This window comes from Ruminococcus flavefaciens ATCC 19208, from assembly GCF_000518765.1.
GTDB classification, from domain to species: Bacteria; Bacillota; Clostridia; order Oscillospirales; family Ruminococcaceae; genus Ruminococcus; species Ruminococcus flavefaciens.
Genome location: NZ_KI912489.1, coordinates 425,339 through 447,956, shown reverse-complemented (window position 1 = coordinate 447,956; position 22,618 = coordinate 425,339). Strand labels below are relative to the sequence as shown.

Here is a 22,618-nt window from a genome sequence, read left to right as displayed (position 1 = left end):
GGTATTTTTATGGATCTTAAACAGCTTCGCGACGGCATCGACGATGTAGACAGCGAAATCCTTTCACTCTTTATGAAGCGCATGGAGCTTTGCAGGGGTGTGGCAGACTACAAGAAGGAGCATAATATGCCCGTCTTTCAGGGCGGACGTGAACAGCAGGTCATCGACCGCATCGCAGAGCTGACTAATGATAAAAATCTCGAAAATGGCACAGCTGCGCTTTTCACCACTATCATGGACATAAGCAAAATATTGCAGAACCGTACCATACTTGAAGAATCCAATGACTATACATACATCTCTCCCGACTTTGCGGGTGCTAAGAAAATAGGCTGTCAGGGCACTTCGGGAGCTAATTCCGAGGCTGCTGCAAAGAAAGTGTTCGGAGACAGGGAATTCACCTTCTATCCCTCATTTGAAGAGGTATTCAAGGCTGTTCAGTCGGGTGAAGCCGACTATGGTGTACTCCCTGTTCAGAATTCCACCGCAGGCTCTGTTGACAGCACCTACGACCTTATGGCAAAATACCCGTTCTACATCGTAAAAATGGTAACTTTGGAGATAAATCACTGTCTTGCTGCCAAAAAGGGCACAAAAATAGAGGATATCAACTGCGTATACTCACACAGGCAGGCTCTTTCTCAGTGCGAGGTGTTCCTCAGCAAAACAGGGCTGAAAAAGCACGAATACAGCAATACCGCAACTGCTGCGGAAAAGGTGCTCAGCAGCAATGAGCCTATCGCTGCTATATGCTCGGTAGACTGCGCCGAAAAGCTTGGGCTTGAAGTTATCGCCCGTGATATTGCAGACTGTACTATCAACCGCACTCAGTTCATAATCATAGCAAAGGATATGCAGGTGGCAGAGGACTCCGACGCAGTATCCGTAATGCTCACTATCCCACATAAGGAAGGTAGTCTTTACCGTCTGCTGACCAAATTCTTCGTTAACAACATGAACCTTCTCAGGATCGAGAGCCGTCCTATCCGCGACGGAAGCTTTGATGTCATGTTCTTCCTCGATTTCAGCGGAAAAATGTCCGACCCGAATGTTAAAGCCGTTTTGCGCGACCTTGAGGAAAACCTTGAGGATTTCCGCTGCATCGGCACCTTCAAAAACGAAACTTTCTCTTGAAAAGGAGCAGAAAATGTCCGATAAATTCTTTTCTTTGCTTGAAAACAACAGCTTCGTCTTTCTTGACGGCGGTATGGGCACTATGCTTCAGGCTCACGGCATCAAGACCGAGCACGTTCCCGAGCTCCTGAATATCACAGATCCTGAGGCTATAATGAAGATACACCGCCTTTATGTTGAGAGCGGTGCAGACATAATCTACGCGAATACCTTCGGTGCCAACCGCTTCAAGCTTGCAAAAAGCGGTCATACCGTAGAAGAAGTTGTATCGGCAGGCGTTGCGAATGCACGTAAAGCTGCCGCAGGAAATGCTCTTGTAGCTCTTGACTTAGGTCCTATAGGTCAGCTTCTCGAACCTGCGGGTACTCTGAAATTCGAGGAAGCCTACGACGTATACAAAGAGCTTGTCCTCGCAGGCAAAGAAGCCGATGTTATAATAATCGAGACTATGACCGACCTGTACGAAGTCAAGGCTGCTGTTCTTGCTTCAAAAGAAAACTCGGACAAGCCAATTCTTGTAACTATGACCTTTGAGGAGAATATGCGTACATTTACAGGTGTATCTCCCGAGTGCATGGTAGCTGTTCTTGAAGGTCTGGGCGCAGACGCTATCGGAGTAAACTGCTCTCTCGGACCTGAGGAGCTTTTCCCTGTTCTCGACAGGATATGCGCACTGACTACGCTCCCTGTTATTGCCAAGCCTAACGCAGGTCTCCCCGACCCTGTTACAAACGAATACAACGTTGATCCTGATGATTTTGCTGCAAGTGCCGTAAAGCTGGCAAATGCAGGCGTTACTATATTCGGCGGCTGCTGCGGTACTACTCCGCAGCATATATCCGCTATGATAGATGCACTTTCGGGCATGGAGCGTCAGACGCGAAAGATAGTCCGTGCAAGTATCGCCTGTTCCGCTGTGAACTGCGTAAATATCAATCAGCCCCGAGTTATCGGTGAACGTATCAACCCAACAGGCAAAAAGCGCTTCAAGGAGGCTCTCCTCGCTCACGATGTGGACTATATCCTCGGTCAGGCTGTTGAACAGATTCACGCAGGCGCGGAGATACTGGACGTAAACGTGGGACTCCCGGGCATAGACGAAAAGGAAATGATGGTAACTGCTGTAAAGGCTATACAGAGCATATGCGACACTCCTTTGCAGCTCGACTCCACTATCCCCGAGGTGCTTGAAGCAGGTCTGCGAGTATACAACGGCAAACCTATTGTAAACTCGGTAAACGGTGAGGACGACTCCCTCGAAGCTATACTCCCACTCGTAAAGAAATACGGTGCTTCCGTAGTCGGTCTTGCTCTGGACAAGGGCGGTATACCGAAAACTGCCGACGGACGTTTTGCTATTGCGGAGAAAATACTCCACCGAGCTATGGAGTACGGCATACCCAAGGAGGACGTTTTCATCGACTGCCTTACACTGACGGCTTCTGCCGAGCAGGACGGCGTTATGGAAACTCTTAACGCTCTCCACAGAGTAAAGACAGAGCTTGGACTCAACACCGTTCTCGGTGTATCCAATATTTCCTTCGGTCTGCCAAATCGTGAGCTCATAACACGTACCTTCCTTACAATGGCTCTTCACAGCGGTCTTACTCTGCCTATCATCAACCCGAATATTGAAGGTATCATCGGTGCTGTAAGAGCTTACAGGCTTCTTGCGGGAATCGACCGAAATTCCGCGGATTTCATAAGCATTTACGCACAGGACGACAGTGCTCCGAAGACTCCTGCACCTGCGCAGGACAAGGGTGCTCCCGATATAATGTACGCAGTTGAGAACGGTCTGAAAAACAATGCCGTAAAGGCTGCCGAGGAGCTTATGAATACCGTTGACCCTATGGAGATAATCAACGGATACCTTATACCTGCACTGGACAACGCTGGTACTAAATTTGAAAAGGGCAAGATATTCCTGCCTCAGCTCATACTCACAGCAGAAGCAGCTCAGGCTTGTTTCGAGGTCATAAAGACAAAGCTCTCGGCTGCAAACAGCGAGAGCGTATCCAAGGGCAAGGTGGTGCTTGCAACAGTTCACGGCGACATACACGATATCGGCAAGAATATCGTAAAAGTGCTCCTTGACAGCTACGGCTTCACGGTCATAGACTTAGGAAAGGACGTACCGCCCGAAACTATTGTAAATGCCGCTATCGAAAACAAGGTCAGCCTTGTGGGACTGTCCGCGCTTATGACTACTACCCTCGGTGCTATGGCTGAGACTATACGTCAGCTCAACGAGAAGTACCCCGAGTGCAAGACAGTTGTGGGCGGAGCTGTTCTCACGGCTTCCTACGCCGAGCAGATAAATGCTACTTACTACGCAAAGGACGCAAAACAGACCGTGGATATAGCTTCAAAGGTCTACGGTGCTTGAGTACTATCCGCCCGAAAATCAACATTTCTGCCCTTTTATGAGGATAATATCATGGAAAAGATAACACTAAACGAACTAAAAATGCACTCACGAAAGGAAATCCTCACATTTCTGAAAAAGCTCTGGCGCTGCGAAGGCGCTCCCTGCCCGATATGCGGCAGTGAACTGGAAATGCTTCATAAAAAAGCAAAGAAAAGCGACTGCGACTGGCAGTGCAGACACTGCAGCAAAATAATAAGGACACTGGATATTCTCGATGAACTCAACAAAACAATGCCATAATAAAACTAAAAGCAGTCCGAATGGACTGCTTTTTTCATGTATATATCATGTGATTATCCATCGGGACGTCGAGGCGCCGTCCCCTACTATAGGCTCTTATGAGCTTTACCATATATCTTGCCGATAACGAATGACGCTACGTCTGCAAATACCGAGCCTATCCGCATTACCAGCACGAACAGCACTATCCTGTCCGCGAAATTGTCTCCGCAGACAAACAGCATTACTCCCTCGCGTATACCGATACCGCCGGGAGCTCCCGGAGTTACAAATCCGATTATCCACGCAAACATGAAAGCTCCCGTAAGAGCTATAAGTTCACCTGTGTCCGCCTGCGGCACTATGAGTTTCAGGCATACGAAATACATTACCGCCGATACTGCGTTCTGAAGCAGATAATAGAAGGCTCCGCGCAGGAGCATCGGGCGGTTTTCTTTTGCAAAAGCCTTTGAATAGCGTGATAAATATGACTTCAGCTTATCCTTGAATTTCAGCTTTATCAAAACTGTCAGCAGTATCAGCAGAACTACACCCACAGCACCTACGATAAGAAGGTTTCTTCCGTATTCTGCCATAAGCTCGGCTATTCGTCCGCCAAGAAGTATCATGGATATGACAGCCGTCCAGAATACGCAGAACAGAACGTCCAGCACAGTTGCGCAGGCTACGTCAACATGACTTATATCCATATCCGAAGCAAGCTGATTTCGTCCCACATACTGGAATACATTACCCGGGAGGTACTTGTACAGATTAGACTGAGTATACACAGGCATTGCCGTTGAAAACGGTATCTTTCGTCCCGAAAGCGACCTTGTGAACACCAGCCACGGATAACAGGAGCAGATTATTATGACGGTCTGTACCGCCAGACACAGCAGCAGTGCACATAAGACCTTGCCCTCGCTGAGCTGTGAAAAGCTTATATCCATGTCCAGAAGCTTCTTCACCACAAAGGCAAGAGCCGCTATCATTACGATATTGCCGAGTATTTTCAGTGCTTTTTTCATAAGCTGCTCTTGTCCTTTATTTCCTTTATTAGCTCCGCAAGCTTCTCGGCACTTCCCATTTCGCAGAAGTATATGCCTTCATCGCCCTCGGAGTAAAGCTCATGGTTTGCAGGATTATCGCCAAGTATCACAGGCTTGTCCATAGCGCGGTAGATATAGGTCTTGCCTGCAATAGTGCGCTTTGCCTTCATAATGCTGCCGTCGAAATGTCCCGCAAGACAGAGGTCTGCGCCTGCTATCTTCTCAGCAAGCTCCTCCTGAGGCAGCCAGTTGATATATTCGGTGATATTCTCGCCTGTGCGTTTATTTTTATTGCCGAGAGGTCCAACAAATACGAAGCGGAGCCCGCTCTCGTCCTTCAGCAGGTCTATGGCTTTCAGTATGACGGATACGCCCTGCAATGGCAGTACGCTGCCGAAGTAAAGCACGGTGAAGTCCTTGTTTTTCGGCGCTTCACGCGGATAGTATATGCTTTTGTCGGCTTCAAGATACAGAACGCTCATCTTGTGGGCAGGAAAGCCGAACTCCTTACAGAAATATCTGCCGTGAGCCTTTGTATCACATATTGCAAGGTCGGCAGCCGCAAGAGTACGCTTGTCTATTAGCTTCAGGATACCGCCTATAAAGCTGTTTTTTCCGAATTTCTTCCTGTCGCAGCAGAGAGTGTCATACATGGAGATGAAAAAGTCCTCAATAAGCGGCTTTTTTCTCAGCTTCCTGCGAAAAAGCGGTATCACAAGCTGAGGCGCAAAGCCTATGAAGCTCATATCATAGTCGTTCATGTCGATGCTGAGCAGTCTGCGGTATACGTACAGCAGGCGCTTAAAATAGCTCTTTTTATCCGAGCTTATAACAGTGACCGTGTTGCCGCCCCTGCGGAGCAGCTCTGTTTCCTGCACAAGTCTGAGGTAATCGCTGTTTTTGGTAGCCACATAGAGTATGCGCTTGCCCCTTATATCACTCAGCCTTTTCATTCTTCATTTCCTCATCACTCTTGCCGCATTCCATTTTTCTCACTCTGTACTGAACGTCCTCAAGAAGCTTTCTGTTTGCTGAGATAGTGTCTCCGAGGAGTCCTATGGTAATGGTCTGGAAGCCCATCATTATGAGTATGGCTGTGAGGATAAGTGACTGGATATGTCCGTCGCCGTCGCCCATTGTCATGAGTATGAGGAAGCGTACGCCCAGTATCGCACCTATAAACATGAGTATGAAGCCGATAGACATAAAGAATTTAAGAGGCTTATACATAACGAAGGAACGTGTTATAACTGTTGATGAACGCTTCATGTAACGCCACATACTTGAGAAAAGTCTTGAAGGTCTTGTCTCAGGATTTGTCCTTATGGGTACTGAGGTCATGGCAGTCTTGTTATTGCCTGCCTGTATTATAGTTTCAAGAGTATAGGTGTACTCGTTCACAACGTTGAGTCTCAGAGCGGCGTCACGGGAATAGGCTCTGAAGCCGCTTGGAGCGTCGGGGATATCAGTGCCCGATGCAACACGGACTACCCAGCTTCCGAGATGCTGGAACTTCTTCTTTTTCCATGAGAAATGCTCTGTCTCGTCGATAGGTCTCTCACCTATTACGATATCGGCTTTCTGGTCGAGTATGGGGCGGACTATCTTCTCGATATCCGCACCGCAGTACTGATTGTCAGCGTCTGTATTTACAATGATATCCGCGCCGAGGTGGAGGCAGGCATCTATACCTGCCATAAAGCCCTTTGCAAGACCTTTATTGCGCTTGAAGGATACTATATGATGAAAACCCAGCTCACGGGCTTTTGCTGCGGTATTGTCCTTGCTGCCGTCATTTATGATAAGGTACTCGATGGTGTCGATACCGTCGATATGTCTGGGCAGGTCGTTATATGCCAGCTCCAGCGTTTCCTCCTCGTTATAGCATGGTATCTGAATGATAAGCTTCATATTTACATTCCTTTCTATCAAGTTGCAGGCGAAAATCTTATCGACTTTATCGCTATTCCGAGCTGACGCGAATCAGCAGGATTTGATGCAGAAGCCTCCCACAGAGGGCACTGTATCTCAAGGATATTATCCCCGTCCTCTATCTGATCGCTTTCCGCATTGAAATGGAGCGGTCCGCAGATGTTCTCGGGAGTTATGACATCTGTTCCTATTTTCTCGCCGTTCAGAAGAAGTGTCACTTCAACACGGTCCTTTCCGATCTTATCAAGGGGAATTCCGCTTCCGAGCTCCAGAGTTATATCATAATCTCCCGGCAAGAGTCCGCATTCTATCTGTGCCTTTTCGCTGTCTGTCCAGCAGAAAAAGCTTTCAAGCTGTGATACGCCGCTCATCTTATCATAGTCGCCTGCTGCGGTATATACAAAGCGGTATTTATCATAGGAAAATACCCTGATCTCCTCCTCAGTCACCCAGTATTCACAAGGGAACGGCAGCAGCCAGCTCTTATTCATGCCGTCGTCCTCGATATGGTGTATCTTGTTGGAATATACCGTTGAGTACTCCTCCTTGTCCAGAGGAGTATCAGTGATAACGATGACTCTGCCGTATCTTTGGGCTAATCTGTTTATCTGATCTGTATCCTCCTTATACTCGGGGATAACAGTTGCTCCTGTCATGCTGCGTACAGGCAGCCAGAGCCTTGACGCATAGGTGGGAGATATTACAACGCAGTCGCTCTCGTCCACGAAATCAGCAATATCCTCAATAATGCTCCATTCCATACGTGAGTCGTCCTTATTGTGCATGAGGAATTTATCTACCTTCACAAGATACATAAGTCCGACAGCAGTAACAGGTACAATCACCTTCCAGCCTGCACGGTCAAGTGCCGCAACACTGAAAATAACTGCAACAGGGATAAATGGTGCGAGATAACGAGAGTAATAGAAGTAATACTGTATATCAAAGCGCAGGAATGCGGAATATACAAGTACGCAGTAGAAGAACATTAGGAAAAGCACGAGCCTTGACGTACGCTCTGCGAAATATTTTGTGTATATTACAGCAAATATCATTCCGAGAGGCATGAGAACAAGTCCTGCGTTTCCGATAAAGCCCCATAATGCAAGGTGGCTTGCGCTGAACCAGTTGCTGTACTTCATAAACGCTCTTACTGTGATATATAAGCACGGAAGTATCACCATAAGGCGCATAAGCATAAGAAACCCCTTTGAAGCTGCTGCATCACGAATAAATCTCATGCTGCTGAACTCCTTTTTAGTACGCTTCTTTACTATGAACGCAAACAGTATCGCTGCGATCGCTGCTCCTGCCGATAATGCAGTTACTACCACAGGAAGATTCGTTACGTCTATGCCCCCCACAAATACAGGGCTGTAGTTGTTCATGGTATAGAATGGCTGTATGTGCCTCATCAGGAAGAAGCTTGCAAGATAGCCAAGTACAGTCACAGGCATTAGCACTGCGTACTGACGCTCTCTTGTGAACACGTACATTCCGCCGTATATCAGCACAAACATGGGCACCATTGTGTATATTGACACGTGATAGCAGCAGAATACCGCTATGGGTATTACCGACAGCCATTTGTGATTCGGGTCATCGTCATCTGTCATAAAGTAAAGGAAGGTCAAAGGTATGAGGATAAGTCCCATCTCTGTCAGTGCAGACTTTGATGCCCAGATTATCACGGGAGCAAACGCCGCCGCTGCACAGGCGCAGGCACAGGAAGAAGGCTTCAGCTTTAAATTCCTGCACACAAAGTATACGATGAATATAAAGCATATGAAAAGCACCGTCTCAAAGTCCTGCATATTGCTCATGCCGAAAAGAGTTCCCCACATGGCAAGAAGTGCGGAATATGTCGGTATACCATGAAAAATTCCCGATACTCTGCTCACGTTCCAGTCATATACTGTATCAGGATAATTGGCAGACGGGAGATCGTAGCCTCTGAGATAATTCCTTGCACCGTACAGGAAATGATCGCGTTCCTCTTCGCTTTCAAGCTCGTGATACTCGGAAAAATCCTTTTGCCGTTTGGTATCGCCGTTCATAAAGAGTATTGCCTGTGTCTGGTATACTCCCTGATCCTGTCCCATGCCGAAAAAGTCGTTTTTCTGCGCTGCAACGGGAACAGCAAGTATACATACTATCAAGGGGATAAGCATATCCTTTATGGAAAAATCATTCTTGAATATGTGACGCCACCTGAACGGCTTGCTCCTGCGCAGAAACAGCACAAGCAGCATCACAGCCGCGCTTATAGCAAATGCTCCGCAGCCTGCACGGAATACGGTGTACTTGTCCATGACAAATAGTCCCATGCTGGCAAATATATGAGCAAAGAACCACATGACGACACCCATTACCACTCCCTCTATGATATTCTTCTTTTTGAACCACATTACACTGCTGAGTACGGAGAATACCACTCCCCCGAAACAGATCGCTGCAAATCGCATTATTTACCTTCACTCCTCACAGATTTTATTGATAAGATCACTGAAATTACGCATTATTACTTCCCAGCGGTAATTCTTTTCAACATATGCCTCCGCATTTCTGCGCAGCTGTGAATATTCCGCATCGTGGGAGAATATATAGTCGATTATTCCTTCAAATTCAAAGTAATCCATGTAGTAAAGTCCGCCGTTGCTCTTGATGCAGTGACCTTTCAGGACTTCGCATATGCCGTTTACGATAACAGGCACGGAAAGGGTCATAGCTTCAAGGACGGATATGGACAGGCTCTCAAATTTTGACGGAAGTATAAGGCATTTCGCACCTGATATGCCGCTGAACTTGTCCTCTTCGCTGACAAAGCCGAGACTTATTATGTCCTTGTGCTTTGGTATCTCGCACACAGGCTTGCCCATAAGTACAAGCTTCAGTTGGCTTTCCGGACGGCGTTTCTTGTATTCAAGGAAGTATTTGAACATGGTGGGGCAGTCTTTGCCCTCGTCGATACGTCCCACATATATGATATAATCACCATCTATGCCGAATTTTCTGCGGAAGCCTGCTTCATCAGGCTCGCAGGGCACTTCAACTCCCGTACCCATTACGCGGCATGGGATATTTTCACAGTGGAAAAGTCCCTGCACAAGGGCTTTTTCCTCATCGGTAAGGAATACATAAGCCTTGGGCAGATTGAAGAAGGTCTCATAGGTCTTGAAGTGGATAAAGGGCTCTTCGTGGGCAGTCGGTATGAAAATCGCCTTATCGGCTACCTCGGGAAGTCCCTTGACTGTAAGATAGTAGAGGTAGGTAACAAAGATGAATACATCGTATTTGTCCTTGTTTTCGCGGATATAGTTTATTGCCGCAGGTGAATATGGTCCCTGCTTCTCGAACCATACCGCCTCTGTTTCAACGTTATAATTGCCCGACCTGAGATACTTGCCGTTAAAATCATTGAAGTCCTTTGCTCTCTGCTTCTCAACAGGAAAGCGGAGGACTTTTACGCCGTTTATCTCTTCCTCATCGGCTGTATAGTGGTTCTCCCATGTGGTGTATTCAAGGGCTTTTGTGGTTATTACATCGACCTCGAATTCCCCCGTGAGACGCTCCGCAATAAGACGGGTATAATACTCGGAGCCGCCGTTGACTTCAAGTCCGTATCTCTGATTGACAAGTGCTATCCTCTTCATTATTCCTTATCTCCGCTAACTTCTCTGAAAAACTTCATGTATTTATCAACGATAACGTCCCATGCAAAATTGCTGCGGACGTAGTTCCTGCCGTTTTCGCCCATCTGTGTCGCTTTTTCCTTGTTGTTGAGGAACCAGTCGGTACAGCCCTCAAACTCGAAATAATCGCCGAAATAAAGTCCGCCGTTGGACTCGGAAGCGAAATTTCTCGTTACCGCACAGCCGCTGTGTACAAGTACAGGTCTGCCGCAGAGCCAGCTTTCCATGATGACAAGCGAAAAGCTCTCGTTTTTCGAGGGCTGGCACAGGAATTCGGCAGCCGCCTGAGCGTTGTACTTGTCCTGCAGGTCGATGAAGCCCAAGTCTATGATGCGCTTCTGCTTTACAAGCTCGGAAGGCAATTCAATATTGCCGCCGCCTATGAGTATGAGTTTAAGGTCGGTATCACGGCGTTTTACATACTCGGAGAAATACTTCACCAGTGTGTGGACGTTCTTTCCCTCGTCCTTGCGTCCCGCGTATATTATGAAAGGACTGTCGATGCCGAATTTGCTGCGGAATGCAGCCGCATCGCTGGTAAGGTCGGTATATACGCCCTCGCCGAGGCAGCCCTGCTTTACGCGGCTCATGTCGAATACGCGGTTCGCAAGGTCGTATTCGGGCTTTGCATGGTAGATTATACCGCCTATATTCTCAAATACGGGCTTGAATCTGTCCATATACACGTATGACTCATCATGGAAGCACGGTATCAGCACCGATTTTTCGGGGCATACCTGCAAACCGTGGAAGGTAGTTCCGAACATATAGGGTATGAACACAAAAAGGCTGTATTCATCGCTGTGAGTCCTGATATACTCGCATAGATCTGGACTGTTAACGTTTTCATCGGTATATATCTTCTGCTCGTCGGCTGATATGGGCATATTCTTCATAAGCTTTGCGTTTACCGCATCAAATGCCTGTACATTGCGCTTTCTTATCTTAAATCTTCTTATAGGGAAGCCGTGAACAGTATCCTCGCCCTCACTGAAATAATTCTCATTCCAGTCTGCCGAAAACTCCTTTACGCAGGTGCTGAGCATTTCAACCTCTATGCCTGCTTCGTGCAGATGTGTGGTAAGTCCGCGGAGCTCCATTTCTGCTCCGCCCGGTATTTTTTCACTGTACCACGGAATAACAAAACCTATCTTTTTCATTTTTATATCCTTTATTCAGGCTTTTTGCCGTTTATAAAATCTGTGAGCTCTTTTTCAAATGTGGCTTTTATGCGCTCGTATGAGAAATCTTCAAGCCGTCTGCGCTGTCCCTCGATAATGCTCTCGCGGAGCTTTTCGTCCGTAAGCACTCTGTCTATGACAGCTGCTGCAAATACGGGATCGTTATTATCGAGAAGTACACCGCTGCCGCCGAGGGTGTCCGAGATAGCACTGGTATCATAGGCTATTACGGGAACATCAAAGAACATCGCCTCCACAAGCGGTACGCAGAAGCCCTCATGCTCGCTCATACAGACAAATGCATCTGCAAGGCGGTAATATGCCAGTATCTCGCTGAACTTTATATGTCCCGGGAATATGACATCATCGCCTATGCCAAGAGCATTGGCATACTTTTTAAGACGCTCGTAATAATTCTCCATACCCGTTGAAGAGCCTACAAGTATGAGTCTCGACTCGGGATTGAGCTTTTTATAGCAATAGAACGCTCTGATAACGTTTTCCTGCTTCTTATTCGGAGCTATTCTTCCGACAAAAACGAGATTTTTCCTGCCGTCGCTGTACTTCTTTATTGTGGCTTCGTCGGGTGTCTGTCTGTAGTCATCGAACTTTATGAGTATGGGTCTTATATCCATAGGACAGGTATAGCCCATTTTTACAAGCTCTGACCTGTTATACGCCGATACAGCCAGCACATAGTCTATCTTGTCGCGCAGGTACTCCACTCCCTTGTAGCCGTGCTCGGTAAGCTGTGTGGCTGCCGTGCTGTAGGGACGGAAGAATTCGGGAGGAGTGATATTGTGATATACCATTATCCTGCGGCACTTGTAATTGTCTATCTTGAAGGTAAGGTCTGTACCTGTGGATTTGTGATAAATAAGCACATCGTCCTTTTTCAGGTCGCGGAGCTTGTCTGCTTTCTGAGCTACGCCCTCGGGAAGCCTTTTATCAATATTCTCGGCATAAATGTCGGTAGTATAGCCCATTTCGCTGATAACACCCTTCAGGGCAATGGTGTCATTTCCTATAGCGTCACCGAATGAGAGGGTGGGAAGTAGCTGAACTACACGCATTATGCATTCTCCTTGTAAAGCTTGCTGCGAAGCTCGATGTTCTCGCGCTCAAGCTTGTCAAGACGCATAAGGAGCTCCTTGTTTGCAAGCTCAAGAGTCTCTACCCTGCCGCTGAGATCAGCGGACTTGCTGTCGGTAAGTGACTTCATAACAGTAACTGCATTTGCGTTGAAGTCGTTCTGCTCAAATACTACAGGCTCTACATAGAACTTCACCATTTTGCGTATTACTTTCTTGATGAATACCTTTACAGGATTGCCTTTGAGCTCCTTATAGGGCTGTATATAATAATGTGAAGTGATATAGTCAAGGGCTTCGGAAGCCGAACCGCCCTGTGCTGTCTTTTTGAACGGCACATCTTCAAAGCTGAGCATATCCGCAGTAAGTCCCTGAGCCTTGATATTCTGCTTTATCTCTGCCATTATATCTTCTATATTTATCTTTTCGTTTTCCATGATTTATCCTTTCTTGGTCGCAATGACTGCATAATCCTGACTTCCGAACAGCATCTCCGATACCTTTTTCATTGCCTTGTTGAATTCCTCGGTATTTTCTCCGCCTTCCACCTTCAGCTCGGGTATATCAAATGGCGGTCTGCTGTTTTCGGTATAGATTATCTCGATGTCCTTAAAGCCTGCTTTTTCAAGATAATACTGCATAGTAAGAGGGTGAACAGGCTTTATATGCGACGGGTCGATGTAAAATGCATTGGTATATATCGAGAGCGAAGTGGGGTTCGGGGTCTCAATGATGATGCATCCCCCCTCTTCAAGGCGCTCATAGGCTATATTGCACAGCTGTATTATCTGATGGGGCTTGAGATGCTCAACGACCTGTCCCACAAAAATGCCGTCAATGCCCTCGGTCTTTGCAAGGAAGTCCGCACCGTCACCGCAAGTGGCTTTGAGTCCCTTCATATTGCAGTATTCCACATAGGGCTCATATATATCCACACCCTCGGCGGTAATGCCGTTATCCTGCATGAGGGAGAGGAATTCTCCCCTTCCGCAGCCTATATCCAGTACCTTTTTCTTGTCCTTAAAGTATTTAAGGTAAAATTCCTGCGATTTCTTTATATTTTCGATAGAACCGCGGAAATGGTTCTCGAAATCGAAATAGTCGATGTCCTCATAGTCAGAGCCGCTTTCAACAGTTACAGCCACCGCCGCAGGAGCTGTATTCTCAGTCTGTAAAGCCGCAGCTGGAGCTGCTTTCAGCTTCTTTTCAAGACCTGCTATCTTTGCTTTCATAAGCTCATTCTCACTTGTGAGACGCTCGATGACAGCATTGTTGTTCCTTACGTTGACACAGGTAGGCTCAAAGCCTTCCCTTACACTGTTTTCAGAAGCAGCGATATCCTTTTCAGCTGCCTCAAGACCTGCGCAAACAAAACCCAAAACCTTACGTTTCAGCGCGGCTTTTATACCCTTCTGGTGTCTTGCATTCTCTATAAACTGCGATAAATAGCTCATATATTACCTCTGGAAATCCCATGTGTGTTCGATGCGGAATACTCCTGCATCTCCCTCTGCCGATATCATCTCAATTTTATGTGCCTGTCTGTAGTAATCAACAGGTATGCCTTCACCCTGTTCGATAGCTATGTCAAGATTGTAGGTACCGCCGAGAAGCATGACCTTTTTCAGCAGTATCTCAACTGTTCCGTCCTTGTCTATGACAAAATCAGGGACTTTGTCTATCCTTGTGTTAGTGCCGTAGCACTGTATGCCGTTCAGGTCGAATACTCCCACACCGAATACAGCGTCATCTACAGGCTTTTTCACGGTGTAGTCCACCACAAGCTTTATATCCTCGCCGATGCGGAACGCGCTCTGCTCGGTGCCGTCTGCCGAAAACGAACGGACTCTTTTTATGCGAGCCTGTCCGCTTCCCCAGCGCTTTCCCTGTTCATTTTCATCTGTTTCCTCTTTTTCAGAACCAGCCTCAGCCGCTTTCATAAGCTCCTGACGCTTTCTGCTCATATAGTCAAGATACTCAAGGTCTATTTCCTTCGGCGGTCCTTCCGCCTTGATAAGTCCCTCGTGTATCCATATGGAGCGGTCGCAGATCTGCTCTATCTGTCCGAGAGAATGAGACACTATAACTATGGTTGTACCCTGCGCCTTTATCTCTCTGAGCTTGTTGAAGCATTTTGCCTGAAAATTAGCATCGCCTACCGCCAGTATCTCATCGATGAGGAGTATGTCCGCATCAACGTTTATGGCCACGGAAAAGGCAAGTCGCATATACATTCCCGACGAATAGGTACGCACGGGATTGTCGATGAAGTCCGCAAGCTCGGAAAACTCAATTATATCGTCAAGTCGTGCGTCAATTTCCTTTTTTGTAAGTCCGAATATAGCCGCATTGGTATAGATATTCTCTCTTCCGCTCATATCGGGGTGGAAGCCTGCTCCAAGCTCGATAAGACTTGAAACTCTGCCTTTGAGTTTTATAGTTCCGCTGTCGGGATACATTATCCTTGTGAGAAGCTTCAATGTGGTGCTCTTGCCGCAGCCATTATGACCGATAAGTCCGATAGCCTCTCCTTTTTTTACGTCAAAGCTTATGCCGCGGAGCACCTTTCGCTCTTCATATTTGCTGCGCTTGCGGAAAAGCAGGCGTTCCTTGAGCTGTGCACCCTTGTCGAGATACACCTTGAAGCTTTTAGTCACATCTCTGACTTCTATTGCAATTTCATTTTCAGCCATTACAGTTCCTCCGCAAAGTGCTTTTGAAGCTTGTTGAATACCAGTGCACCGAATATAAGGAAGAATACTCCCAGAGCTGCTGCGATCAGAAGAGTCGAAAGATCAGGTATCTGCTTGTCGTAAAGCACTGTTCTGTAGCATTCGATTATGGGCGTCATCGGATTAAGATTGAAGATCGGGAGATACTTCTCGGGAACTATCGACTTTGAGTATACTATAGGTGTCAGATACATCCATGCCATAGATACTATGCCGAGAATATGCTCTAAATCTCTGAAATAAACAGTCACAGCCGATGAAAGCATTGCCATTCCAAGTGCAAAGATGTATTCTACTATCATTATTATCGGAAGCGTCAGTACTGCCACGAAGTTTATACCTGCTCCCGTTACTATTATCACCGCAAATATGACTATGAAGCACAGCAGCATATTAACGAAACAGCTTGTAACATAGGATATGGGTATTACCATTCGCGGGAAGTATATCTTCTTTACAAGATCCTTCTGCGATATAATTGACGCTGCGCCCACGGTTATGGACGATGAGAAGAATATCCACGGTATCAGTGCAACGAACAGATAAAGATAATATCTCGGCACATCGTTGCGAAGTATCTTCGAGAAAACTATCGTATAAACTATCAGCTGGAAAAGCGGATTGATGAACGTCCACAAAAATCCAAGAACAGAGCCTTTATATCGTCCTCGGAGGTCCTTTTTCACAAGACTGAATATCATCTGTCTGTAATCATAAAGTTCTTTTATCGTACTCATTTATTGCTCCTTGAAAAGCGCATTTTCGGGATAATTCCGAAAAAGCGCATAAAAATCCATAGTATCTTTTAATTATATCACAAGCGCTCTATGCTGTCAAGTATAATGCTGCCCGTTCCCCCATATAAAGCAAAAAACGGACAGTTTTGTCCGTTTTTGTCATTTATGGTATTTTCCGCCCTCTGCTATCTGAAAGGCGCGGTATATCTGTTCGAGGAGCATTACCCTCGCAAGCTGATGCGGAAATGTCATTTTCGACATGGAGAGCTTCAGCGTACCCATTGATTTTATCTCGGGGTCGAGTCCGAAGGAGCTGCCGATTATGAATGTGACAGTGCTTTGTCCGCTTACACCTGCGTCCGTTATTTTCTCCGAAAGCTCGGGGCTTGATAGCTGCTTTCCCTCGATACACATAGGCACTATCATGCCCTTTGCGTAACGCTTTATCTGCTCGGCTTCCTTTTTAAGTGCAGCTGCTATCTCCTTATCCGACGGATTATCGCTGAGTCTGCACTCGTCAAGCTCATGGAGCTCAAATGTGCAGTATCTTCCGAGACGCTTTATGTATTCAGCGCAGGCACTGCGGAGATATTCCTCTTTGAGCTTGCCTATAACAATAAGTACAATATTCATCAGAATACCACTGCTCCTCCCTTAGTCTCAACGGGAGCTACTCCGAGGAGATAGTCCCTGCCTCTTGTAAAGCCTGAAAGTCCGCGCTGTACGGTACTGTCAGCCATTTGCGGGTGATTGTTGTCCTGACTGAGATGTCCCAGCAGTATATGTGTAGTACCGCGCTCTATCATCTTTCTCACCTGCACAGTGCAGTCATCGTTTGAAAGGTGTCCGATAGGAGAAAGTATCCTCTCCTTCAGATAAAGCGGATACGGCCCTGTACGCAGCATATAGTCATCGTAATTGGACTCGATAAGCACCATTCGGCAGCCTTTCAGCGCTTCGTCAACCTCGGGAGTAACGTGACCCAAGTCGGTGCAGACTGCGCAGTATTTATCATCTTCTGTATGTATCCTGTAGCCGCAGCTCTGTATAGCATCATGAGGAGTATTGAAGCAGCTCACCTCACTGCCGCCGCAGCTTATAGTCTTTCCCGTAATGTCTATGACATGGGAGTTTACTGCTATTTTTCCACCGTCGCAGAGACGCTGTAAGGTACGCTTCTGACCGTAAACGGGAAGTCCCGTTTTTTTGGTGAGCATAGCAAGTCCTGCAATATGGTCGGAGTGCTCATGGGTTATGAATACACCCTGCACCGCTTCAAGGGGTATATTATTCACTTCAAGGGCATTACACAGCCTTCTGAAGCTTACTCCGCAGTCTATAAGTATTCCGCCTTTTTCAGTTCCGATAAATGAGGAATTGCCCTTGCTGGAGCTGAAAAGTGGATAGAGTCGTGCCATTGGATATTCTCCGTTCCGTTTCCTTAATATAAGGAACGCCGAGGGCGGCGTTCCCTACAAATTATCGTTACTGAATTTTATTGATCTCTGTGCCCTGACGGGTCTCCTTGACTTCATAGCCAAGTGCTGCTATCTTGTCGCGGAGTTCGTCTGCAAGCGCGAAATTCTTGTCCTTACGTGCAGCCTTGCGCTGTTCAACAAGCTCCATGACCTCATTCGGAATATCAGCAGAAGCCGAACCTGCATTGTCTGCAAACTCCTTTGCGTTTGCGATAAAGTCAAATCCAAGTACCTTGTCAAACTCAGCTATAAGTGCAAGCTTTGTAGCTGCATTAGCCTTTGACTTCAGCACATCATAAACTACGGTTATTGCCATAGCTGTATTTATATCATTGTCGAGAGCATCTGTGAAGCTCTTCATAAGACGGTCGTATTCTGCCTTGTCGATGTCTCCGCTGTTTTCCTTTGTGAGAGGAGCTATCTTCTCAACAAGTTTATTGTAAGCTACTACTGCATTGTCGAGATTCTCCCATGAAAATACCAGTGACTTTCTGTAGTGGGACTGCAAGCAGAAGAAACGGTATACTACAGGCTTATAGCCTTTTTCCTCAAGGAGCGAAACTGTAAGGAACTCGCCCTTGCTCTTGCTCATCTTGCCGCTGTTTGTATTGAGGTGGAGCACGTGGAACCAGTAATTGCACCACTTATGTCCGAGATATGCCTCAGACTGTGCTATCTCGTTTGTATGGTGAGGGAATGCATTGTCAATACCGCCGCAGTGGATATCAAGATATTCACCGTTGTTCTTCATACTTATGCATGAGCACTCGATATGCCAGCCGGGATATCCCACGCCCCAAGGTGAATCCCATTTGAGCTCCTGATCGTCAAACTTTGACTTTGTGAACCAGAGCACGAAATCAGCCTTGTTGCGCTTGTTCTCGTCAGCCTCAACGCCCTCGCGGACACCTACGGCAAGGTCCTCTTCATTGAAATCGTTGAATACATAGTACTTTTCAAGCTTAGATGTATCAAAATAGATATTTCCGCCTGCCTCGTATGCGTAGCCCTTCTCCATAAGTGCGCTGATAACGCGGATAAACTCGTCTATATAAGTAGTTGCGGGAACAACTACGTCAGGTGTCTTGATATTCAGCTTTTTGCAGTCGTCAAAGAAAGCGTCTGTGTAGAACTTTGCTATTTCCATGACCGTCTTGTGCTCACGCTTTGCACCCTTGAGCATCTTGTCGTCACCTGTGTCACCGTCACTGGTAAGATGTCCGACATCGGTGATGTTCATAACACGGTTAACGTCGTAGCCTGTGAAGCGGAGATATTTTTCGAGGATATCCTCCATGATATAGCTTCTCAGGTTGCCTATGTGCGCATAGTGGTACACAGTAGGACCACAAGTGTACATATTTACCTTGCCCTCAACGTGGGGCACGAATTCTTCCTTTTTGTGTGACAGTGAATTATACAGTAACATTTTCTTTCCTCCAAAATATTTATGTGTGTAGGGGCGCCCTTTTGGCGTCCGCAAGTTAAGCGTTTATTTATCTGGCGGATAATATCCGCTCCTACAAGGCTAACAACTAATAGCTTTCGGAACGCCGAGGGTGACTCCCTGTAGTACAGGGAGATGTCCGAAGGACAGAGGGTCGCGGCTCCTGTTGGGAGGCGTTCCCTACAAGGCTAACGGCTAAAAAGACCATATCTCGGGCGGCGGGTTCTTTATCTTCAGCTTTGAAAAATAGCCGAACATCACCAGAAACTCTGGGATAACACGCAGTCCGTCACGGTAGTAAGCGTCAATGCGCTCCTTGTCATCGCTTATGCCTTTATAGTTTCGCGGACAGGAAAACGTCCACTCGGCTGTGAGACTGTCAAAGCTGAGTCTGAAAAAGCCCGAAGGACTTTCCTCGTCAAAGGCTTCAAGAAGTGCTATGTGGTCGCCTGCTGTATCCGCAGCACCTACATAAGCTGTACTTCCGTCAAGGCTTATAGCTCCGAGGAGCTTACTGTCTGCTTTTACTGCTTCATTGACTGCCTCGTCCGAGGGATATTTTATTATATTCATATCTGTCCTCCTTTTTTCAGATAGTATTTAGTGTGAAATATTTTTTTAATATCCCACTACATATTATTTGTAAAGACATAAAAAGCCTCCGAGGATATACCTCGGAGGCGCAATTGCTCGTTTCCACTCCGTTTTGAACTCATCTTATCCTTAACGCGGACGAAACGCTGTCGTATACTCACGGTATGACCGCTTCCCCGACAGGACTGACAGCCGCACTTCACTTCTCCCGACTATGTGCTCACACCTGCCGCACACTCTCTGCAAGTCCGAAAAAAAGCTACTCTGACTGCTATGTCTTTTATATAGTGTTTAGTTATTAGTGGTTAGTGCTTAGAAAGCTCTTAGCTCTAAAAAACATTATATACCAAAGTGCAGGGTTTTGTCAAGACGAATTATGAAAAGCTAAATATGAACAAATTGTAAACATTTCTCCTATCCCTTGACTTTACCACTGTAAAAGATATATACTTTATTTAGCACTCTAATAGTCAGAGTGCTAATTTCACTATGGAGATGTTTTTAATGGAAACAAAACAGTTCAAAGCAGAATCCAAAAGACTGCTCGATATGATGATCCACTCGATCTATACTCATAAAGAGATCTTCCTTCGTGAGCTTATCTCCAATGCAAGCGACGCTATAGATAAGCTGTATTTCAAATCTCTTACCGACGATAAGGTCGGTCTCAATAAAGACGATTTCGCAATCTGGATATCCGCAGACAAGGACAGCCGCACCCTTAAAATAACCGATAACGGTATCGGTATGACTGAGGAAGAGCTTGAAAACAACCTCGGTACTATCGCAAACAGCGGTTCATTCAAATTTAAGAACGAGAACAAGCTTGAAGAGGACAACCAGATCATCGGTCAGTTCGGTGTAGGCTTCTACTCGGCATTCATGGTAGCTAAGAAGGTCACCGTTATCTCAAAGGCTTACGGAAGCGATAAGGCTTATCAGTGGGAGTCCGAGGGCGTTGACGGCTACACTGTCACAGAAGCTGACAAGAAGAGCGCAGGTACCGAGATAATACTCGAAATGCTTGACGATACTGACGATGAGAACTACGGCGAGTTCCTCGACCAGTACAGGATAAAGTCCCTCGTAAGCAAGTACTCCGATTATATCCGCTTCCCTATCAAAATGGAAGTATCTCACAGCCGTCCAAAGGAGCAGACCGAAGAAGAAAAAGAAGCTAAGAAGCCTCTCGAATATGAGGATTATATCGAAGTCGAGACTCTCAACAGCATGACTCCCCTCTGGAAAAAGAACAAGAATGAGCTCAAGGAAGAGGACTACAAACACTTCTATACCGAGAAGTTCTTTGACTATAACGAGCCGCTGAAGTATTCACACATCAGCAACGAGATGCCTGCATACAATGCACTTCTTTATATCCCCTCAAAAGCTCCATTCGATTACTACTCAAAGGAGTACGAAAAAGGCTTGCAGCTCTACTCAAACGGTGTTCTTATCATGGACAAGTGCGCAGACCTGCTCCCTGATTATTTCAGCTTTGTAAAGGGACTTGTTGACTCTGAGGATCTGTCGCTGAATATCTCTCGTGAGATGCTCCAGCACGACAGACAGCTCAAGGCTATTGCCAAGAGCATCGAAAAGACTGTCAGCAACGAGCTGAAAAAGATGCTCAAGAACGAGCGTGAGAAGTATGAGGAGTTCTGGAAAGCCTTCGGCTTACAGCTCAAATACGGCATCTACAGCGACTTCGGCATGAACAAGGAAAAATTACAGGATCTTCTCCTGTTCACTTCCTCAAACGAGCAGAAGCTTGTAACTCTTGATGAATACGTTACGGCGATGCGCGAGGATCAGAAGTACATTTACTACGCTACAGGCGAAAGCGCTGCACGTATAGAGCAGCTCCCACAGACAGAGCTTGTAAAGGAAAACGGCTTCGAGATACTCTATCTCACAGACAATATCGACGAATTTGCAATAAAGTCACTTATGAAGTATAAGGATAAGGAATTCAAGTCTGTATCTGCTGATGATCTTGGTCTTGAAACTCCAGAAAAGAAAGAGGAGCTCAAAGCTAAGGAAGAAGAAAGCGCAAGTCTCCTCGACGAGCTGAAAAATGCTCTTGACGGCAAGGTAACTAAGGTAGCACTTTCTCAGAGACTTAAATCACACCCTGTTTGCCTTACAAGCGAGGGTGAGATATCACTGGAAATGGAAAAGGTGCTCAACTCAATGCCTACAGATCAGAAAATACACGCTCAGCGCGTTCTTGAGATCAATCCCGATCATGAAATATTCGGCAAGCTTAAAGCTCTCAATGACAGCGGCGACAAGGACAAGCTTGGCAAGTACGCAAAGCTTCTCTACGATCAGGCGCTCCTTATCGAGGGCATGAGCATCGAAAATCCTGTTGAGTTCTCAAATCTTATCTGTGAATTAATGTAAGCAGACATTAAACAGCATAACACTTTCCATAATATAAATAGAAATGCGGTACATTGTGTACCGCATTTTTATTATGCTTCTTTTTTCTTCAAGGTACGTTTTACGACCTTTTTTAGTCTTTCGCAGGTATCCTGCGGAAAATGAGTTATGAACCTGACAGCCTGCTCATGTGCCTCATCTTTCGGGAGCTTCAGAAAATTATGAAAGAATGTGTACACCTCGCCAAATGATGAGAATATCTCTTCAACTGCACTTACTCCCTCGGGAGTAAGCACAACGCTGTTGCAGAAATCCTCGTAAACATACCCGCTGTCTGCCAGACAGCGCAGCATTTTGCTTACGCTGGGTCTTGAAACTCCAAGATGCCTTGATATGTTGACACAGCGAACATATTCATCTCTTTCCGATAATTCCTTTATTGCGATCAAATACTTTATCTGTCCCGCACATTGTTTCATTGTAAATATCCTTTCATTGCCATTTGCATATCAC

The 22,618-nt window shown here is 46.3% G+C and carries 20 protein-coding genes; 4 read left to right on the top strand and 16 right to left on the bottom strand.

The features are described 5' to 3' along the window. Positions 1–9: 9 nt before the first annotated feature. The 3 genes from L870_RS0108820 to L870_RS0108810 are packed head-to-tail and all read left to right on the top strand — an operon-like array spanning position 10 to position 3,805. Complete coding sequence (locus L870_RS0108820; protein ID WP_028517843.1) at positions 10–1,134, top strand: bifunctional chorismate mutase/prephenate dehydratase; 1,125 nt, start codon at positions 10–12, stop codon at positions 1,132–1,134. A gap of 13 nt (positions 1,135–1,147) precedes the next feature. Then, positions 1,148–3,523 (top strand): homocysteine S-methyltransferase family protein, encoded by a 2,376-nt coding sequence (locus tag L870_RS0108815; RefSeq protein ID WP_028517842.1) that lies wholly within the window; start codon positions 1,148–1,150, stop codon positions 3,521–3,523. A gap of 51 nt (positions 3,524–3,574) precedes the next feature. Then, positions 3,575–3,805, top strand: coding sequence for a hypothetical protein (locus L870_RS0108810; RefSeq protein ID WP_080676398.1), 231 nt, complete (start codon positions 3,575–3,577; stop codon positions 3,803–3,805). A gap of 86 nt (positions 3,806–3,891) precedes the next feature. On the opposite strand, the gene L870_RS0108805 is transcribed toward L870_RS0108810, so the two are convergent. The 15 genes from L870_RS0108805 to L870_RS17165 form a co-directional block, all read right to left on the bottom strand. After that, complete coding sequence (locus L870_RS0108805) at positions 3,892–4,815, bottom strand: lysylphosphatidylglycerol synthase domain-containing protein (protein ID WP_028517840.1); 924 nt, start codon at positions 4,813–4,815, stop codon at positions 3,892–3,894. Further along, a complete protein-coding gene (locus tag L870_RS0108800; RefSeq protein ID WP_028517839.1) occupies positions 4,812–5,789 on the bottom strand; it encodes a glycosyltransferase in 978 nt (325 codons plus the stop codon). Before L870_RS0108800 ends, L870_RS0108805 begins: the two co-directional genes overlap by 4 nt. After that, positions 5,773–6,747, bottom strand: coding sequence for a glycosyltransferase family 2 protein (locus L870_RS0108795; protein ID WP_028517838.1), 975 nt, complete (start codon positions 6,745–6,747; stop codon positions 5,773–5,775). Before L870_RS0108795 ends, L870_RS0108800 begins: the two co-directional genes overlap by 17 nt. Before the next feature lie 17 nt (positions 6,748–6,764). Beyond that, positions 6,765–9,233, bottom strand: coding sequence for a hypothetical protein (locus L870_RS0108790; protein WP_028517837.1), 2,469 nt, complete (start codon positions 9,231–9,233; stop codon positions 6,765–6,767). 9 nt (positions 9,234–9,242) lie between these two features. Continuing rightward, complete coding sequence (locus L870_RS0108785) at positions 9,243–10,421, bottom strand: glycosyltransferase family 4 protein (RefSeq protein ID WP_028517836.1); 1,179 nt, start codon at positions 10,419–10,421, stop codon at positions 9,243–9,245. Continuing rightward, positions 10,421–11,620 (bottom strand): glycosyltransferase family 4 protein, encoded by a 1,200-nt coding sequence (locus L870_RS0108780; RefSeq protein ID WP_028517835.1) that lies wholly within the window; start codon positions 11,618–11,620, stop codon positions 10,421–10,423. Before L870_RS0108780 ends, L870_RS0108785 begins: the two co-directional genes overlap by 1 nt. 11 nt (positions 11,621–11,631) lie before the next feature. Beyond that, positions 11,632–12,714: a glycosyltransferase gene (locus L870_RS0108775; protein ID WP_028517834.1), complete on the bottom strand. Its 1,083-nt coding sequence runs from the start codon at positions 12,712–12,714 to the stop codon at positions 11,632–11,634. After that, entirely contained in the window at positions 12,714–13,169 is a 456-nt protein-coding gene (locus tag L870_RS0108770; protein ID WP_028517833.1) for a hypothetical protein, read from the bottom strand. The genes L870_RS0108775 and L870_RS0108770 overlap by 1 nt, the downstream gene beginning before the upstream one ends. Before the next feature lie 3 nt (positions 13,170–13,172). Next, on the bottom strand, positions 13,173–14,186 hold the full coding sequence (locus L870_RS0108765) for a class I SAM-dependent methyltransferase (protein WP_028517832.1): 1,014 nt from the start codon (positions 14,184–14,186) through the stop codon (positions 13,173–13,175). A gap of 3 nt (positions 14,187–14,189) precedes the next feature. Then, positions 14,190–15,425, bottom strand: coding sequence for an ABC transporter ATP-binding protein (locus tag L870_RS0108760; protein ID WP_028517831.1), 1,236 nt, complete (start codon positions 15,423–15,425; stop codon positions 14,190–14,192). After that, on the bottom strand, positions 15,425–16,201 hold the full coding sequence (locus tag L870_RS0108755) for an ABC transporter permease (protein WP_028517830.1): 777 nt from the start codon (positions 16,199–16,201) through the stop codon (positions 15,425–15,427). The genes L870_RS0108760 and L870_RS0108755 overlap by 1 nt, the downstream gene beginning before the upstream one ends. Before the next feature lie 159 nt (positions 16,202–16,360). Next, positions 16,361–16,837: a 23S rRNA (pseudouridine(1915)-N(3))-methyltransferase RlmH gene (gene rlmH, locus L870_RS0108750; RefSeq protein WP_155250165.1), complete on the bottom strand. Its 477-nt coding sequence runs from the start codon at positions 16,835–16,837 to the stop codon at positions 16,361–16,363. Beyond that, complete coding sequence (locus L870_RS0108745) at positions 16,834–17,619, bottom strand: MBL fold metallo-hydrolase (RefSeq protein ID WP_028517828.1); 786 nt, start codon at positions 17,617–17,619, stop codon at positions 16,834–16,836. The genes rlmH and L870_RS0108745 overlap by 4 nt, the downstream gene beginning before the upstream one ends. 67 nt (positions 17,620–17,686) lie before the next feature. Continuing rightward, positions 17,687–19,108, bottom strand: a complete 1,422-nt coding sequence (cysS, locus tag L870_RS0108740) for a cysteine--tRNA ligase (protein ID WP_028517827.1) — start codon at positions 19,106–19,108, stop codon at positions 17,687–17,689. Between the two features lie 213 nt (positions 19,109–19,321). After that, positions 19,322–19,699 (bottom strand): hypothetical protein, encoded by a 378-nt coding sequence (locus L870_RS17165; protein ID WP_051411480.1) that lies wholly within the window; start codon positions 19,697–19,699, stop codon positions 19,322–19,324. 525 nt (positions 19,700–20,224) lie between these two features. On the opposite strand from L870_RS17165, the gene htpG reads away from it, so the two are divergent. Further along, complete coding sequence (htpG, locus tag L870_RS0108730) at positions 20,225–22,126, top strand: molecular chaperone HtpG (RefSeq protein WP_028517826.1); 1,902 nt, start codon at positions 20,225–20,227, stop codon at positions 22,124–22,126. A gap of 71 nt (positions 22,127–22,197) precedes the next feature. Here htpG and L870_RS0108725 read toward each other — a convergent pair whose 3' ends face one another. Next, entirely contained in the window at positions 22,198–22,584 is a 387-nt protein-coding gene (locus L870_RS0108725; RefSeq protein ID WP_028517825.1) for a metal-dependent transcriptional regulator, read from the bottom strand. Between the last annotated feature and the right edge of the window lie 34 nt (positions 22,585–22,618).